This window comes from Methylobacterium sp. Ger2507, assembly GCF_055231875.1.
In genome coordinates this window covers 4,144,672-4,160,885 of sequence record NZ_JBUYVC010000001.1, presented here as the reverse complement: position 1 = coordinate 4,160,885, position 16,214 = coordinate 4,144,672, and the positions used below count along the sequence as shown (strand labels likewise).

Below are 16,214 nucleotides of genomic sequence, written 5' to 3'. Positions count from 1 at the left end.
CCGACCGCACCTCGTGGTGCGCGAGCGCCAGATGCCGCCTTTGAGTGGGTTCCGCATGAGCGTTTCCATCATCACCCCTGCAACGGTGCGGCGCCTGACGACCACAGCCAACGTGCGGGGGGACCTTGGTCTCTCTGCCGAGACCCCGGCAGAGGCGCAGCTCCAGCGCTGGATCGACCAGGCATCTCAGCAGGCGGCCACCTACTGCCGGCGCTCTTTCGGACGTGAGACGGTGTCGGAGCGCTTCGACCTCTGCTGCCCTGGCGTTATCGGCGAGTGCGGCGGCATCCTGCTCGACCGTGCGCCGGTCATCACCATCGCAAGCGTGAAGGTGGGCGGAATGCTCCTTGCCCCCGACACCTACGCCACGGACGGGCGCATGCTCTACCGGATGGACGGGGACGAGCGCCGGGGGTGGGCCGGCCGCGATCTGGTCGTCCAGTATCACTCGGGCTGGATCCTTCCAGGTGAAGCACGCGAAGGCTCGCAATCTGGCACGGCGCAGGATCTACCGGCCGACATCGAGCGCGCCGTCATCCAGCTGGTTGCCGTCTCTATCTCGGCCGTGGGCCGGGACATGATGATCAAATCCGAGGACGTCATGGGCGTGGGCAGCCGGGACTTCTACGTCCAGGGGGCGAACGCTTCGCTGCCTCATCCCGAAGCCGAAGCCACTCTCTCGCAGTACCGCAGGCTGATGTTCGTATGACCCCGGCCGGTGCCATTGCGATGCTCGACCGGCAGATTGCGGCCCACGGGCAAACCGCAAAGCTTGAGCGGCTGTCGCCGGCGGCTATCGGCGATGTCCGAGTGTTCTTCCGGGGCTACAAGCCGGAGGAGCTGTCGGGCGGCATTCAGCAGGGCGACAGCACGGCTATCCTGTCGCCGACCAGCCTCAAGGCTTCCGGCCTGCCGGGCCTGCCCGCGGTGAATTGGAAGCTCACCGTCTCCGGGCGGAAGCGAAACGTCCAGGCAGTCGAGCCCGTCGAGATGGATGGCGTTCTGGTACGCGTGAATCTGTGGCTCCGGGGCTGATGGCCGTTCGGTCCTCCTTCCGCCTTGACCCAATCGCTCGGGACATCGCGCTTATCATCGACGAGGAGCTTTCACTGGAAGCGCAGGGCCGGAAGCTGGCCGAGGCTGCACAGGCGGCGCTGATCGAAGCCCAGGGCGTAAACCAGAGAGCCCTCGGCTACGTGCCGGATCACGACACCTACGTGGACGGCGCGAAGCGGGCGGATCTCGGCAGCGTCCGGGGCGGCAGCGTCATCACCTTCGAATTCCACCTGCTGGTCGACGTCATCCAGTGGGTTGACGAACAGCTGATCCTCCACTCGCCTGTAAAGAGCGAGCGCTACGCCCGGAGCCACGTCTGGTTCGCCGACGGCGTCGAGTTCGACCCGATGAGCCCGGTCCCGGCCGAAGAGTACATCGTGCTCAACGCCCAGCCGTACAGCCGGAAGATCGAGCGCGGTCAGAGCCAGCAGGCACCCGAGGGCGTGTACGAGGCGGTGGCCAACCTCGCCAAACGGCGCTTCGGCAACATCGCCTACGTCGGCTTCTCCTACCGGTCGTTCCCTGGCGGTGCGATCGGGAAATGGGCGCAGACGCAGGGCGCCCAGGAACTCGCCAAGCGCGTCCGGAGCGGACGCACCGCGGCGAAGCAGGATTGGCTGACGCGTCAGCCGTGCATCAAGATCGACCCGGGGCAGTAACACCATGCGATATGGCAACGTGAAGGTTCAGGGCGGCCCGGCCGGAAACGGCGTGACCGTGACCGATGTGGAGACGGGCGAGCCTATCAAGGGGATCGAGGCCGTCGACATCGAGGTGAGAGTGAACGAGCCGATCCGCGTCAATCTCACCGTCGCATTCGCGGAGATGAACCTGATGGGTAAGCCTTCTTTCCGGATGGCAGACCCCAGGACGGGCTCCATGCGGAAGATCGCGAAGGTGGTCTTCGCGGACGGCCAGGTCTTCGAGCCCGAGACCGAATAGGCCATGCCGCAGAAAGCTGTCGTGGATGCCGTCGAGGCGCGGCTGCTCGCTCGCTGGTCCTCGTCCGAGGCGGTCGCCTCACGCAAGGCGGGGGGCCTTCCTGAGTGCCCCGTGCTCGGCATCAACATCACGGGCGAGACGCCGCCGGACGGCGACACCTACCTCCAGGTTCAGTATCCGGTCGCGAACGTCAGCCAGATGGATCTCGCCGGCACGATCTACCGGGAAGAGGGCGCGGTCCGCCTCATCCTGAATGTGCAGCGCGGCGCCGATTTCGGGCCCGGCCTCACGATGGCCGACAGCCTCGCGACGCTCTTCCGTGGGCGCAAGTTCGACGGAGTGCAGACGTTCTCGCCCTCGAGTCCAGTCATCGACGACCGCAACGAAGAGGGCATGTATTTCTCGCTCAGCCTGAGCATCCCGTACGAGTTCGACTTCGTCGATCGGGGCGGCTTCTACGCCTAAGCGCGCGGCGCCGGCGGGCTCTTCCACTTCCCAAATTCCGACCTCTCGGAAGCCAATCCCTGCCGCGGGCGGGGTGTGTAACGCATGGGCCCGCGTGGCCGACATCAGGAGACCACCATGGGCGACATCACCACCGCTTCGGGCGCCAAGATCTTCATCGGTCCGGCCGTCCTGTCCACGACCGACACCGTTGCTGAGTTCGCATCGCTTCAGTTCACCGAGATCGGCACGGTCGAATCGCTTGGTGAGTTCGGTGACGAAGCGAACATCGTCAACTTCGCCGCGCTGAACGACGGTCGGCAGCGGAAGTCCAAGGGCGTGCGTGATGCAGGCAACTTGGCGCTGACCTGCGGGCGAGACCCCACGGATCCTGGCCAGGCAGCCATGATCGCGGCCGAGGCCACGAACAACAAGTTTGCCTTTAAGGTGACCTATCCGGATCGGCTGACGCCGGCCGGCACCGACACAATCGAGTATTTCCGCGGCCTCGTGTCCTCGAAAAAGGGCAACATCGGCAACGCCGACAATATCATCAGGCGCATGTTTCAAATCGCAATCGACTCCGCGATCGTCGAGGTTCCCGCCACCTGATCGCGCCAATCGCAGCACTCCCGACCCATCGACAGGTGATCAATGAAACTCGCAAGCCTCAAGATTGATTCCGCGCGCGTCGAGCAGGGCGACTGGGTTGGCTCCATCCCCGGCATGGGCGACCTCGAACTCAAGGTGCGCGGGTTCGGCAACTCGGACTACCAGCGCATCATCGCCAGGGAGCAGCAAGCCATCGGTCGCGACAAGCGCATCAACGGCCGCATTGATCCCGTGACCCTCGACGGCATCATGGCCCGCGCCATGGCGGACGCCGTTCTGCTCGACTGGCGCGGCCTCACCGGCGCCGACGATCAGCCGGAGCCCTACACGAAGGAGCTCGCGACCAAGCTCCTCACGGACCCCGATTTCCGGCCGTTCCAGGAAGCGGTGTCCTGGGCTGCCAACGTCGTCCAGGACGCGCGCGCCGAGCGCACCGAGGAGGCCGTGGGAAACTCTGCGAGTGCCTGAGGTGGCACCTTGATTGGGCTCCGAAGGCAAAGCTGATCGCGAACCTGGAGCGGAGGCAGCGCCCGCTCCCCGACGGATACCTCCGCCGGCCGCTGATTGAGACCGGCCTCCAGTTCTACTGGGCGTCGTTCTGGGAGCTGACGACAGACCGGCATCTCGGCTTCGGCGCAGAGAGCCGGATCCCCTCGGCGGCCATCCACCTCTACGCAGAGCGGTACGGCATCCTCTGCCCCGACGAGTTCGAGTGGTTCCTCGGCATCATCCGGGCAATGGATGCGGAATACCTTGGGCTTCGAGCCCCGCCCATCCAGAACCCGGTCCTCAACGAGGTCGCGGTCACTGACGTAAAGGGTGTGCGAGGCCTCCTGAGGCGTCTCGCAAAACGACAGCCGCCTACGGCTGATCAATCTCCGTCCTGACATCCATCGCGGACCTTCCATGCCATCTCTGAACACCCTGCGCACGGTGACGATCCGTCAGGTCTCAGAGGGGGCCGACAAGGTTCGCTCCGACCTCGACGGTTTGGCCGCTGCGCAGCAGCGTGTGGCGCAGGCCAGCGAAACGACCGCGACCGTTACGGAGATGTCGTCTCGGCGACAGCTCTCGGCCGCCGCTGCCTACGATAAGGTGCGAGCTGCGGTGGATGCGAACTTCCGCTCCCAGCAGCAGATGGAGCGCTCGACGCGGACCCTGGATCGCGCTCTCCAGCAGGGCATTATCGACGCGGGTGCCTACGAGCGGACCCTTGGGCAGTTGCAGGCTCGCTACGCCACTGTCGGGGCGGCAGCAACGGCCTCCATGCGGTCTCAGCGCGACGGGTGGCGTGAGCTTGGTGAGCAGGGCCGAACCGCGCTCCAGAACCTTGAGGCGAGCCGGAAGCTGGGTGCCCTGGGCGGAACGGCCGGGCCCGCAGCGAACCAGAACAATCGCCTTCGCTCCGACCAGGTCCAGAACCTCGTCTATCAGGGTGGCGACATCCTCTCGTCGCTCGGCAGCGGGTCGAACCTGTCGACGGTTGCCCTCCAGCAGGGTCCGCAGATCGCACAGGTCTTCGGCGGGGCCGGCGGCGCCAGCGTAAAGGGGGCTCTCGCCCAGGCCGGCGAGGCCGCCAGCGGACTGGCTGCGCGTGTCGGTATCGTCGGTGGTGCCATCGCTGGCATGACGACCCTGGCGCTCATTGGGGTTGTCGCCTGGAACTCCTACGACGACAGCCAGAAAGCCGTCCGACAGAGCCTCGCCGGCATTGGTCAGGCGTCCGGCGCGACTGTGGCGCAGATCAACGCGCTGGCTCCCGCCGCCGCGGCCGCCGGCAACGTCTCCACCCGTTCTGCCCGCCAGATGGCCAGCGAGTACGCTGCCACCGGCAAGATCGGCACAGAAATGTATGTCGGCCTCATCGGCTCGGCCAAGGACTATGCTGCCACGACCGGGCAGAACATCTCGGACGCCAACAAGGCGCTCGCGCAAGCCTTTGCCGACCCAGCCAAAGGCGCGGACGCGCTGAACGCGCAGCTTGGCTTTCTCAACGATACCACGCGAGAAAACATCCAGCGCCTTGCCATGCAGGGCGACCGGCTTGGCGCGCAGAGAGCGTTGATGCAGGCGTACGAGGGTAGTCTGACCAAAGCATCCGAACTTACGTCTGGATGGGGGCGTGTAACCGATAGCGTAACGACAAAGATTGGGAGCCTCTGGGACACACTTGGCCGTGGCGTCGATACAGCACTAGGTGGCGGCTCGCTTGAAGACCAGCTTAAGAATGTTGAGGTCCGCCTCGACGCGATCAAGAAGAACAACAGCAGCAGCATTTTTGGCCCAAACACTGCCCTACAGACGCAGATCCAAGGCGAGGCGGATAAGCTCCGCTCGCAGTTGCAGAAGAGGGATGCTGACGCTCAGCAGAAAGCCAGCAACCAGACCTCAACGCGCATCGGCGACATCGTGAAGGAGCTCAGCCCGGCGGCCGAGCAGATGAAGAAGATCGCGGACCAGGCTCAGGACATCCGGAAGAACCTGACCCGCCTGCCACTCGATGAGCAAGGCGCCGCGCGTGCCGCGATGGAAGGACTCGTGGCTCAGTCCCGCCAGTTGCGAGAGAACATGCAGGCCGGTGGCGCCGAGTACGCGGCGAGCTTGCGCGCAGCCGGCTTCCAGCAGCGCACGGCCGGGTTCAGCCCGACGGCGCAGACCGCCGCCGGCATCGAGAATGACATCGCCGAGCGCAGTCGCACGGCTGAGGCCAGCGGCACGCGTGAGGAGCAGCTTGCCCGTCTGCAGACGCTCGAGCTCGAGCGCGTCACCCGCCTCCAGACGCTGGAGAGCCAGACCTATCGAGACACTGCGACGGGCAGCGGCAGGTATTCTATGGGCGTCGGCCAGGCGCCGGCGCAGTACCGTGGCCTGATCTTCGATGCCGCGAACGCCAATGGTGTGAATGCCGATTTGCTGACTGCGCAGATCCGGCAGGAGAGCCGGTTCAATCCGAACGCCGTCTCTCCGGCGGGCGCGCAGGGCATCTCGCAGTTCATGCCGCCGACCGCCCGGGGTATGGGGCTGCAGAACGCCTTTGACCCGGCGCAGGCCATCCCGAAGCAGGCCGAGCTGATGGCTCAGCTGCTTCGCCAGTTCAACGGCAACGAAGTGGCCGCGCTCATCGGCTACAATGCCGGCCCGCGCACGGCTCAGCGGTTTCTCGCCGGCGGTAACGATGTCTCGACCCTGCCCCGAGAGACCCAGGACTACATCAAAGCCATCCTCACGCCACCGCCGGGCGCTGAGCAGATGGTGCGCGATGAAGCTGCCCGCCGTCAGGAGATCCAACTCGCCAACGACAACTTGCGCACCAACACCCAACTCTACGGCCAGAACGGCCTCCGGCTCGAGGCGGCGACGGAGGCGAACCGCCGCCTTGCCGAAGAGCAGGGCAAGGGCGTCGCGATCACGGACAGCTACCGCCAGAGCATCGTTCAGACCGCGACCGCGACGGCGACGGCCGCCCAGCAGCTGAAACTGGTCCAGTTCAGCCGCGACGTGGCCTTTGATCGCGAGCAACTGGGCCGGACCGCGCCTGAGGCTGCGGCCTACGCGCGGGCTCGGTCGCTCGTCGGCGACACCTCCACCCCTGGGGCTCAGAAGATCATCACCGAGAGCCGGGCAACGAACGAGCTCGTGGACGCCAAGAACATGGCCTCCAGTGCGCTGAGCGGCTTCTCTCAGGATCTGCGCAACGGCGCCACCGCGGCGCAGGCGGCCGGAAACGCTCTCGGTCGCCTCGCCGACAGCATCATGAACAAGGTCATCGACAGCGTTGTGTCGAGCGCCTTCGGTGCGGCTTCGAAGGGCGGCATCGCCGGCCTGTTCGGCTTCGCCACCGGCGGCATCATGACCAGCAACGGGCCGCTGCCGCTGCACTCATACGCGACGGGCGGTATCGCGAACTCGCCGCAGCTGGCGCTATTCGGCGAAGGACGCGGCCCGGAGGCCTTCGTGCCGCTCCCCGACGGCAAGCGCATCCCCGTTTCGATGTCGGGACCGGTCAACAGCAACAATCCGGCCTCAACCACCGACGCCCGCACATTCAACATGGACCTGCGCGGATCCACGCTGTCTCAGGGCGAAGTGCAGGCCGCCATCACTCGAGCCCTGGCCGCCAACAACTCGGACCGAGACCGGACGATGGGCCAGCGGTTCACGGCCTGGAAGGAGAGCGCCTGACATGCCCCGCATGCCAGCGACGATCGCCGCGCTCCAGCAGGGCCGCACGGTGCGCCCGATCCGCCTCGTGCGCCTCGACTTCGCCAGTGAGACGAAGCGGGTGCACCAGGGATTCGGGCCCATCCGAACGGCCGATGGTCAGGTCTGGTCTGGGCTTGGCGAGCTCGGGCAGATCTCCGAGATCGACCGCGCCGTGGTCCCCTCCGGCGGGGCGCCTGTGACCCTCACGCTCTCAGGCGTCGAGCCGGGCCTGATCGCCAAGACACTCGCGGCCTCGTCCGAGGTGAAGGGCCGGCCGGTCCGGATCTTTGACCAGCACTTCAACGACGACCTCGGGCTCCTGGACGCGCCTCTGGCCATCCTCACTGCCCTGATGGACCGCATGTCGATGCAGGATGACGGCGCCACCGCGACCATCACCGTCACCACCGTGACCTTGCTCTACAATCGCCGCAGGCCAGCGTTCGGCTATCTCAACGCGGCCTCGCAGCGGAAGCTCTACCCGGCAGATGGGGGCGCTGATCAGCTCTCCCGGCTCGTCCAAGCGACTGAAAAATGGCCGCAGTATTGAATCCGGCCCTCCTGGCGCACTTGCGCGCCGGAATGGAAGCCGAGTTCGACCGAGCGACTGGACAAGACTGCGCGCTCTGGGTCGCTACGTGGGTGGAGAAAGCCACCGGCATCGACCCGGCCGGACATCTGCGCGGGACCTACACCAGCGGGTTCGGTGCGCTCCGGCAGATCGCCCGCTGGGGCGGGTTCGAGGTGATGTGGCGCGTGCATATGGCCATCGCCGGCTTCGTAACGACCCGGGCTCCGCAGGAGGGCGACGTAGGCGTGGTGGTCGATGCTGCCGGCAACACGGTCTCGGCCATCCGCTTCGATGACAAATGGGCCGCCAAATCCGAGGGCGGCATCGTGGTTGAGGACTTCCGCATGCTGGTCGCCTGGAGCCTGAAGCGTGGTTGAGGCCATCGGCATCGCGATCCTGAGCGCAGTCGGCACCTCGGCCGCCGTCGCCACTACGGTCGGCATCGCTGGGATCTCGCTGGCGACCATCGTGGGCACCGCGACGGTGCTCGGTGGGTCGCTCCTGCTCCAGACGCTGACCACGCCCGACACGAAGCAAAAGGTGGCGGCGCAGCAGTTCTCGTCGCGCCAGTCTCTACCGCCGCGCCGGCGCGCCTACGGCACCGTCATGCTGGCCGGCCCAAAGGTCGAGTACCGGAGTTTCGCGGGCAAGTTCTACAATGCGATCTACCACGTGGAGGGGCCGATTGGTGCCTTCCTCGGCTACTGGCTCGAGGACAAGCGCACGGCCCTGCCGGAGGGCTCGCTCGGCGGTCCGTCCGGCATCGCGCCCTTTCAGGACAACGTGGTGCTGGAGGGGCATCTCGGCGGGACTGATCAGCCGGCCTCGGCGCTCCTGCAAGCCCTGCCGCAGTGGTTGATCGACGACCGCCTGCGTGGCTGTGCCTACAGCGTGATGATGGCCATAGCGCCGAAGGAGAAGAACTTCCCGAAGTCGTTCCCGTCAGGCACCTGGCCGGAGCACCGCGTGCTCATCCGCGCGTCGCGGGTCCGGAACCTGAACGACCCGGCCCAGACTGACGATCCGGCGACCTGGACATGGTCGGACATCCCGGCCCTGTGCATTCGGGACCTCATCACGCATCAGACCTGGGGCATGAAGGTGCCCTACGCGCTGATCGACGACGCCTCGTTTGCGGCTGCGGCGAGCCTCCATTTCCAGCCGGTAATCAATAAGGCTGGCGAGAGCTACCCGCGGTACTATCTCGGCGGCGCTTTCGACCTCACCGACGAGCCGGCCGACACCCTGCAGGGCATGCTCGACGCCTGTGACGGCCGCCTGTATCTGACGCCCGAGGGCAAGATCGGTATCAGCGGCGGCGAGTATGTCGCGCCCGAGGTGACGCTCACCGATCCCAAGATCATCTCAACGGGCCAGATCGAGGTTGGCTCGGGCAAGCGCGCCACCTTCAACCGGCTGAAGATTTCCTACGTCTCGCCCTTCCACGACTATCAAGTCATCGAGGGCGATCCTTGGGAGGATCTGGCCGGCCAAGCGCTCTCGGGGGAGATCCTGGAGGCTGACTTCGCGCGCCAGTGGGTGCAGAACCACAGCCAGCTTCGACGGCTGGCTAAGATCTACACAGCTCGGAAGAATCCACAGTACCGGATCACAGGCCTGGTCACCGATCGCTCCGGACTGCCAGCGCTTTTCGAGGATGTTATCCGGCTGACGCTTACCCGGTACGGTATCGACGCCGTGTTCACGGTCGAGCGGGCGGTGGCAGCCGGCGATGGCTCGACCTGCACCTTCGACCTCGTGTCGATCGATCCCGCAGCCTTCACCTTCGACACAGCGACTGAGGAGGGCATCACGCCAGTCATCCCCGGTGTCGATGCAGCGGCCGCACTGCCAGATCCGCCGATGGACCTTACCGTCAGCATTGAGCGCCGGCCGGTCAGCGGCGACCTCAACGCTACCTTCCTCGTGCTGACCACGGACGAGCCAGACCGCCAGGACCTCACCCTAATCGGGCGCTATCGTGCGGTCGGGGCTGCCGACTGGATCGACATGGCAACAGAGGGGGAAAGCCGCGGGCGGGTTGTCTCCTCGGTTTTGGCCGACGGGCAGTCCTACGAGGCGCAGGGGGCCATCGCGACCTACGGCCGGGCTTCGCAGAGCAACTGGACCGCGACAACCCCAGCAACCATCACCGCCATCGCAGACGACAGCTCGACGGGCGTACCCACTGGCTTCGTGGTCACCGGTGGCGCCGGTCAGGCAGCGGGCGCTTTTACCACGCCGAACGCAGCCAACTTCGGGTCTGCCAAGGTCTTCCGCAGCACCACGACGAACTTCGCGCAGGCGACGGCGATCCTCACCTACAATGGGTCGCCCAGCCAAGCCTTCGACTTCACGGATCAAGGCCGCCCACCTGGCACCTACAGCTACTGGGTCCGGGCCTACAATCGCAGCGGCTTCGGTGATGCTTCGAGCACATCCGGTCCGATCACGGTGACGGTGACCTGATGGCGACACTCTCCCTGCCGCCACGCCTGCGCCGGTTCACCGAGGGCTGGCGCATCGCCAACACCTCGCGCGGCGGCGGCGCCTCACTCACCGGGCAGCAGCAATTCATCGTTGGGCCGGCCGGGCGCTGGGAGGCGAAGCTCAGCCTGCACTGCCTGGACGATGACGACTACCTCGATGCCGATGGGTTCCTGGCCGGGCTGGACGGTTCGGCCAACGCGATCCTGTGCGGACCCGAGGACTGGCGCGGCCGCCCCTGGAACATCGATCCCCTGACGGGCGCCAAGATCACTCCGAACTTCGCCGCGCTTGACCTGTCCATCGACCCGGCCTTCGAGACCAACCCCAACACCACTGGGGCGCTGCAGTTCGCGCTGGCGGCTCCGGCAGCCATGAACGCCACGACCCTGTCGATCCAGAGGATCAAGGGCGGCGCCCTCAAGCGCGGGCAGTACCTCTCGATCAGCCAGCGACTGCACATCATCACAGGGCTGACGACGGGGGACCCGACTGACCCGGATAGCGGTCTCGCCATTGCCGGTACGATCGGCGTCGCGATCCGGCCCTGGCTCCGCACGGACTATGCGGCCGGCACTCCGGTCGAGTTCGCCAAGCCCGTTGGTCTCATGCGTCTGACCCCCGATGCAGTCGCCATGGTGGAGCGGACCACATCGCCTCTGTCCGATCTGTCGCTCGACCTCGTCGAGTACCTGTAGCGCACGCTGGCGCAATCGCTCCAATACGAGGCTCGCATGGCCCTAGACGAAATCGCGGCGAACGCGCCGTCGCTGACCTATGCCCGCATCAACGCGGCCATCCGCGCGATCAACATCCTGATCCAGCAGGTGGCCGCTGCCGATGAGGCTGATCAGGCGCAAACGCGTAATCTGCTATCGATCATCGGCGCGAGGGCCCCGCAGAGTCAGGTCGACATCCTGATCCAGCAGGTGGCTCAGAAGGCAGAAGAGGTCTCCATCGAGATCCTGGAACAGCTGCTCAGCATCGCGAACTCGGATCGGGTAAAGGGCGATGCTGCGACCCTCCTCGCCATCCTGCGCGGAGATCAGCCTGGAGTTTCGCCGATCGCCTTCTCAGCCACGGCAACCGGCTCGACGGAGGATGCTCCAGCGCTCAACGCCAACGGTCGAGTCTCGACCGCTCTGGGCGCGGCTTACCAGATCGCCGGCGCGGGCCTGATCGCTCCGCGCGGGACCATTGCCGTCGACCCCGACGCGATCTGGATCCTGCGGGCTCGATACTGGCGTCTCGCCGACGTGCTCGACCCCAACAACAACGCCGTCGACCTCGGCATCCAATGGCTCGATGCATCGGACCGCGATGCGGGCCAAACCTTGATCCGGCGCGAGACCAATCTGCTGCGCCAGGACGGCCCACGCTTGCTGACGATCCGGGTGCCATCTCTGGTGGGTGATGCGCCCGCCATCGTGCCGCCCAAGGGCGCCGTGGCGTGGCGCCCGTACCTACGGACCTACGGGGCAGACGGTGCCACGGCCATCGGCTTGCTCGGGGCGAGCAACGCCACTTTTGCCGGTGTTTACGCCCCCGACGTGTCGGCGCTCGCCGCGCGCATGGGCACGATCGAGGGCAAGATCGCGGCGGGACTGCCCTTCGCGACGCCGATCCTTCCTGCCTTCGCGGTCGCGGATCTTCCCAAGGCCGGCACTCCAGGACGCAAAGCCTTCGCTCGTGATGGTCGAGCGCCGAGCGCGGCCGGCGTGCTGGAGGCGGCAAACGCCGGCACGGGAGTCGAGGTGATCGATAACGGCTCGAAGTGGGTCATCAGCGGTACGAACCAGGCGGTGCAGGCATGAACGCGATCACTCCCCTTCAGCGCTGGAAGCGCGACGACTGGGTCATACCGTGCACCCTGCGCGATCCGGGCGGTGCCCCTGTGGACCTTACGGGTTCGACGGTCGGCGCCGAACTTTGGCTGTCCGGCTACAACGTGTTCCAGCCCCTCACAGTGGCCAACGGCGGCATCGTGCGGGTCTCGGATGCCGCCGGCCAGTTCACGGTGATCGCCTCACGCCTTCTGACCGCCCAGGCGCGCGGCGATGCGTCGGGGCTGGTCGCCAAGGACCGCACCCGGGTGCTCATCTACAAGATCGACACCTACGGCCGGCGGCAGACGCTCGGCGTGGTGCCCTTCGCGGTCTTCGACGGCGCGGAGAGCCTGTCGATCGACGAGATCCCGCAGGTCGCCCTCGTTTCCGAGAGCACGTCGTTCAATCTCGTGGTGGCAGCGGCGCAGGGCGCACCTGGACCCTCGCAGATCGGAGCGGCGCAGATCTCCGACGGCACCGACATCGGCCGGGCGCTGCTGAAGGCGCAGGATGCCGCGGCTGTGCGTGCGGCACTGTCCGTTGCCGCCTTCACCCGAGCGGCCGTCCAGGACACGAACTACGCGGTCAAGGTGGCGGACACCTACGTCGGGCTCGCCAAACTCACCGCGCCCCGCACGATCACGCTGCCGGCGGCCAACGCCTATCCGCAGGGGCAGCCCCTCTACGTCGCTGACGAGACGGGAGACTGCTCGACCGATAGATCCATCATCGTGGCCGCGGCCGGCTCCGACACCATCGTGGGCCAGCCGAACCAGATCATCGCGAGCCCCTACGGGAAGTTCGCATTCCATTCCAACGGCACCAACCTCTGGACCGTCTGATGCGCAAGCTTCTCCTTGCGGCCTTCGCCGCGTTCGCCGCTATCGCTCCAGCCGAGGCCGATCAGCTCCTCGGCCAAGGCCGGATCGATAACAGTAGCCGGGTGATACTGCCGGGCGGCCCGACCCTCGGGCGCTGGCAGGGCAACAAATACACCGCCACGCCCGACGCCCTCGTGCTGCCATCGACCGACCAAGGCTCCACGGGCAACCTGTCCGGGATGAGCGTCACTCCCTCAGTGACCGCTTCCGCCAACACGCTGGCGCGCCTGCTGGGCGACCTCTCTGGGTTCAAGGCTCCCGGCCTGACCGGATTCGCGAACCTCGACGCTGCCTACTTCACCCTGAACAGCCGGACTTTGATCAACTCGCCGCCCTCGGGCCCGCCGACGAATTGGCTCGGGAACGCCGCCGGTGGGTCGGCCTCGCAATACGCTTACGGCGGCATCGGTCAGACCGTATCCTTGTCAGGCATCGGCGACGTGGGCATCGTCGGCGCAACGCGCACGACGGATATGACGTCCTCCGGTCGACTCCCGATCGGCACGATGGGCTGGGGCTTCAACTTCCGCACCGATGGCTCGGTCGTCCCCCTGACGTCCGCCTGGGGAGGCTACTTCGAAGCGCGGCGCAAGACTGGCGCTGGCTCGGCGCAGGCGATGGAGATCAACGTCACCGAACTCGGCTCGACCGACGTGGCCGACATCAGCGCCAAGAACACCGCGCCGAACGCCTACTTCAACTACTCATCTGCGGCGCTCAATCTCGCCTCGGGCGGCAACTGCACGACCTTCGCAGGCTCGTGCTGGGATGGAACGAAGCTGGCCAACGCGGTCGATGCTTCGGTTGCGCTGGTGATCCACGGCAACGGGGCGAAGTTCCGGAAGGGCCTCATCTTCGCTCAGGACGGATTGACGGGCTGTGACGGAGCCGGCGGCAAGGCGTGCACGGCGATCGAGGCCGGCCGGGGCGCGACCTACGCGTGGATCGACAGCACGCTGAGGCAGGCTGCGAAGATCCGCGCCGATGTCTCCCCATCCGGTGACCCGCTTGGCATGACCTTCACCGATGGCGGTGTTCAGTTCGATGGCGGCGGCGCAGTGACGATGCAGGTCGCAGCCAAGGCGAGCGACGTGAACGGGCTCCAGGTGATCGGCGGTAGCGCCGCGGGCAACCCGGCACGTCTCGTCGCAACGGGAAGCGCCAACGCCAGCCTCGCCCTGTCGCCGAGTGGGGCCGGCACCGTGCAGATGCAGGCCCCCGTGCAGCTCGCCCTCTTTACGGTGGCGACGCTTCCGGCATGCAACGCAACCCGGGAGGGTGCGATGGCCTACGTCAACGATGCGCAGACGGTAACCTATCGGGCCGGCGTCACAGGTGGCGGCGGGTTGCGAACCCCCGTGTTTTGCACCGGTACGGCATGGGAAGCGCACTGACGTACTGATTGCAGCGTCGTCGGGCTCTGAGGCCTGACACCCCGACAAGCCGAAGGCCATCCATGACCCGCGCCCTGCTCGCCGCCGCGCTTCTGTGCGCGGCGGCTTCTCCAGCCATGGCCGCCCGTCACCGCACGGTCTGCGTGGCCGTCGACATAGAGGGCATCCCGTCCCTCGTATGCTCTCGGCCGGCCCGGCGCCGCTGATCCTTCCAGAGCCTGCTGGTGCTGGTCATCACGCGAGACTGAACTTGCTAGTCATATCCGTCACGATCTGACGAACCCCCCTGCATGCGTGCAGTGAGAAAGCAGCTGCATTTACGTCATAGCCTTCGATGATAAAGGCATGCCAGACCTCGATTTTCTCTGTAACGCCCGGCGTCGGAATGATGCGCTGTGTGGCCGGGTTTAAGGGCGCACCCATAATTCGCGCTCCGCCACCAAACATTGCTCCAGAGCCATATGAGACGCTAACGCCGCCTGGGCCGGTTAATGTCGTTCTACGCTCCTCGATGCGCTTCTGCGGCACCAAATCGATGTGCTTTCCGGCATTAGCTAGATCTGTGAGCGTCTTTAGCCATCGATTTGAGGTTGCGCTGAAGGGCTGGAGGCCATGAAGGTAGTCGTACAGAGCATGATGATCCTGCCTCACTGCTTTCCATCGCCAGCGGCCAAGCGAGCTATCAAATGCATGCTGGTCTGGAGTTACCGGGAAATAAATAACAGCACTATCCCGATCTGACCGCTGCAGGCTTGGGCTAACCTTACGATCCCAATACAAGCGTGCAGTCCGGTCGAGAATTCCACGAAGCTGTGCACATATCTCATGCGTTAGGTGCTCGGCCTTCGTAGTAACAGCTCTGCTGCCGAACGATAACTCATATTCAGCCATAAGCTCAGTATTCAACTCATCGGCCCGCTGCAACGAGTAGGATAGATTCTTATTCATCGGAGCTCCCCTATGGCTCTGGTAGGTAAGAAGCGACTCTTTATGAGTCCAGGTCCGCACGGTCACGGGACGCCGATTTCAAGGGCTTGCGGCAAGCCTCACCCAGGCCGTCTCTTCTATTAACCCCCGGAGACCATCATGGACCTTTCGCCCATCGGCGAAGCCGTGCTCATCGCCCGTGAGGGGCGGCGCCTGAAGGCCTATAAAGATTCGGTGGGCGTCTGGACCATCGGCATCGGCCACACCTCGGCAGCCGGCGCGCCGCTGGTGACCTCCGGGCTGACGATCACCTCGGCGCAGTGCGACGCCATCTTCGAGCGTGACGTGCAGAGCTATGTGGCGGCCGTGCGTAAGGGCCTGAAGGTGGCGGTCTCTCAGAACGCCTTCGATGCCCTGGTGTCCATCTGCTACAACATCGGGCCCGGCGCCTTCGCCGGCTCTACCTTTCTCAAGCGCATCAACGCTGGCGACACGGCCGGCGCCTATGACGCGATCCTGATGTGGAAGAAGCCGGCGGCGATCATCACGCGCCGGCAGGCCGAGGCGCAGCAGTTCGTCACCGCCTACGCCACCACGATGCCGCGGGCGACGACGATCGCCAAGCCCATCGCCGTGGCGGCGCCCGTCGTTGAGGTGATGCACGACGCGATCCCGACGCCCGTCATCGTGCCCGTTGCCCCGGGCGTCACCGCGCAGCCCAACCTACTGATGCGATTCTTGCGCTGGATCGACGACACCTACGGCGACAGCCGGAAGGCCACCGCGAACGACAACGCCGCGCCGAGCATCTGCCGCGCCGCTTGACCTGAGATCCCGCGCCGGCCGGGTCACGCCGCGCATAGCCCCCAAC

General features: G+C 65.9%; 19 protein-coding genes. 18 read left to right on the top strand and 1 reads right to left on the bottom strand.

The genetic code is table 11. The annotated features are described in order from the left end of the window. Window positions 1-55: 55 nt before the first annotated feature. The 17 genes from ACV7NL_RS19185 (at window position 56) to ACV7NL_RS19105 (ending at window position 14,622) form a co-directional block, all read left to right on the top strand. The gene (locus ACV7NL_RS19185) at window positions 56-709 is read left to right on the top strand and encodes a hypothetical protein (RefSeq protein WP_463356517.1); all 654 of its coding nucleotides are present in this window, start codon (window positions 56-58) and stop codon (window positions 707-709) included. Beyond that, window positions 706-1,035, top strand: a complete 330-nt coding sequence (locus tag ACV7NL_RS19180) for a hypothetical protein (RefSeq protein ID WP_463356516.1) — start codon at window positions 706-708, stop codon at window positions 1,033-1,035. The genes ACV7NL_RS19185 and ACV7NL_RS19180 overlap by 4 nt, the downstream gene beginning before the upstream one ends. Continuing rightward, a complete protein-coding gene (locus ACV7NL_RS19175; RefSeq protein ID WP_463356515.1) occupies window positions 1,035-1,715 on the top strand; it encodes a hypothetical protein in 681 nt (226 codons plus the stop codon). The genes ACV7NL_RS19180 and ACV7NL_RS19175 overlap by 1 nt, the downstream gene beginning before the upstream one ends. Before the next feature lie 58 nt (window positions 1,716-1,773). Then, on the top strand, window positions 1,774-1,998 hold the full coding sequence (locus ACV7NL_RS19170) for a hypothetical protein (protein ID WP_463356514.1): 225 nt from the start codon (window positions 1,774-1,776) through the stop codon (window positions 1,996-1,998). Window positions 1,999-2,001: 3 nt separating this feature from the next. Continuing rightward, window positions 2,002-2,463, top strand: a complete 462-nt coding sequence (locus ACV7NL_RS19165) for a phage tail terminator-like protein (protein ID WP_463356513.1) — start codon at window positions 2,002-2,004, stop codon at window positions 2,461-2,463. Between the two features lie 117 nt (window positions 2,464-2,580). After that, on the top strand, window positions 2,581-3,054 hold the full coding sequence (locus ACV7NL_RS19160; protein WP_463356512.1) for a phage tail tube protein: 474 nt from the start codon (window positions 2,581-2,583) through the stop codon (window positions 3,052-3,054). A 42-nt stretch (window positions 3,055-3,096) separates the two neighbouring features. Next, window positions 3,097-3,522 carry a hypothetical protein gene (locus ACV7NL_RS19155; RefSeq protein WP_463356511.1) on the top strand — a complete coding sequence of 142 codons (426 nt, stop codon included), beginning with the start codon at window positions 3,097-3,099 and terminating at the stop codon, window positions 3,520-3,522. Continuing rightward, window positions 3,447-3,941 carry a phage tail assembly chaperone gene (locus ACV7NL_RS19150; protein WP_463357170.1) on the top strand — a complete coding sequence of 165 codons (495 nt, stop codon included), beginning with the start codon at window positions 3,447-3,449 and terminating at the stop codon, window positions 3,939-3,941. The genes ACV7NL_RS19155 and ACV7NL_RS19150 overlap by 76 nt, the downstream gene beginning before the upstream one ends. Window positions 3,942-3,960: 19 nt before the next feature. Next, a complete protein-coding gene (locus ACV7NL_RS19145) occupies window positions 3,961-7,236 on the top strand; it encodes a phage tail length tape measure family protein (RefSeq protein WP_463356510.1) in 3,276 nt (1,091 codons plus the stop codon). Between the two features lies 1 nt (window position 7,237). Continuing rightward, window positions 7,238-7,807, top strand: coding sequence for a hypothetical protein (locus tag ACV7NL_RS19140; RefSeq protein ID WP_463356509.1), 570 nt, complete (start codon window positions 7,238-7,240; stop codon window positions 7,805-7,807). Beyond that, window positions 7,792-8,205, top strand: coding sequence for a DUF6950 family protein (locus ACV7NL_RS19135; RefSeq protein ID WP_463356508.1), 414 nt, complete (start codon window positions 7,792-7,794; stop codon window positions 8,203-8,205). Before ACV7NL_RS19140 ends, ACV7NL_RS19135 begins: the two co-directional genes overlap by 16 nt. Then, window positions 8,198-10,297: a phage tail protein gene (locus ACV7NL_RS19130; RefSeq protein ID WP_463356507.1), complete on the top strand. Its 2,100-nt coding sequence runs from the start codon at window positions 8,198-8,200 to the stop codon at window positions 10,295-10,297. The genes ACV7NL_RS19135 and ACV7NL_RS19130 overlap by 8 nt, the downstream gene beginning before the upstream one ends. Further along, complete coding sequence (locus tag ACV7NL_RS19125; RefSeq protein ID WP_463356506.1) at window positions 10,297-11,013, top strand: hypothetical protein; 717 nt, start codon at window positions 10,297-10,299, stop codon at window positions 11,011-11,013. The genes ACV7NL_RS19130 and ACV7NL_RS19125 overlap by 1 nt, the downstream gene beginning before the upstream one ends. 36 nt (window positions 11,014-11,049) lie before the next feature. Further along, window positions 11,050-12,129, top strand: coding sequence for a hypothetical protein (locus ACV7NL_RS19120; RefSeq protein WP_463356505.1), 1,080 nt, complete (start codon window positions 11,050-11,052; stop codon window positions 12,127-12,129). Further along, a complete protein-coding gene (locus ACV7NL_RS19115; RefSeq protein WP_463356504.1) occupies window positions 12,126-12,983 on the top strand; it encodes a hypothetical protein in 858 nt (285 codons plus the stop codon). The genes ACV7NL_RS19120 and ACV7NL_RS19115 overlap by 4 nt, the downstream gene beginning before the upstream one ends. Further along, complete coding sequence (locus ACV7NL_RS19110) at window positions 12,983-14,416, top strand: hypothetical protein (RefSeq protein ID WP_463356503.1); 1,434 nt, start codon at window positions 12,983-12,985, stop codon at window positions 14,414-14,416. Before ACV7NL_RS19115 ends, ACV7NL_RS19110 begins: the two co-directional genes overlap by 1 nt. A 62-nt stretch (window positions 14,417-14,478) precedes the next feature. Beyond that, window positions 14,479-14,622, top strand: coding sequence for a hypothetical protein (locus ACV7NL_RS19105; protein ID WP_463356502.1), 144 nt, complete (start codon window positions 14,479-14,481; stop codon window positions 14,620-14,622). A 28-nt stretch (window positions 14,623-14,650) separates the two neighbouring features. Here ACV7NL_RS19105 and ACV7NL_RS19100 read toward each other — a convergent pair whose 3' ends face one another. Then, window positions 14,651-15,364, bottom strand: coding sequence for a hypothetical protein (locus ACV7NL_RS19100; protein ID WP_463356501.1), 714 nt, complete (start codon window positions 15,362-15,364; stop codon window positions 14,651-14,653). Between the two features lie 138 nt (window positions 15,365-15,502). On the opposite strand from ACV7NL_RS19100, the gene ACV7NL_RS19095 reads away from it, so the two are divergent. After that, the gene (locus ACV7NL_RS19095) at window positions 15,503-16,168 is read left to right on the top strand and encodes a lysozyme (protein ID WP_463356500.1); all 666 of its coding nucleotides are present in this window, start codon (window positions 15,503-15,505) and stop codon (window positions 16,166-16,168) included. Window positions 16,169-16,214 lie beyond the last annotated feature (46 nt).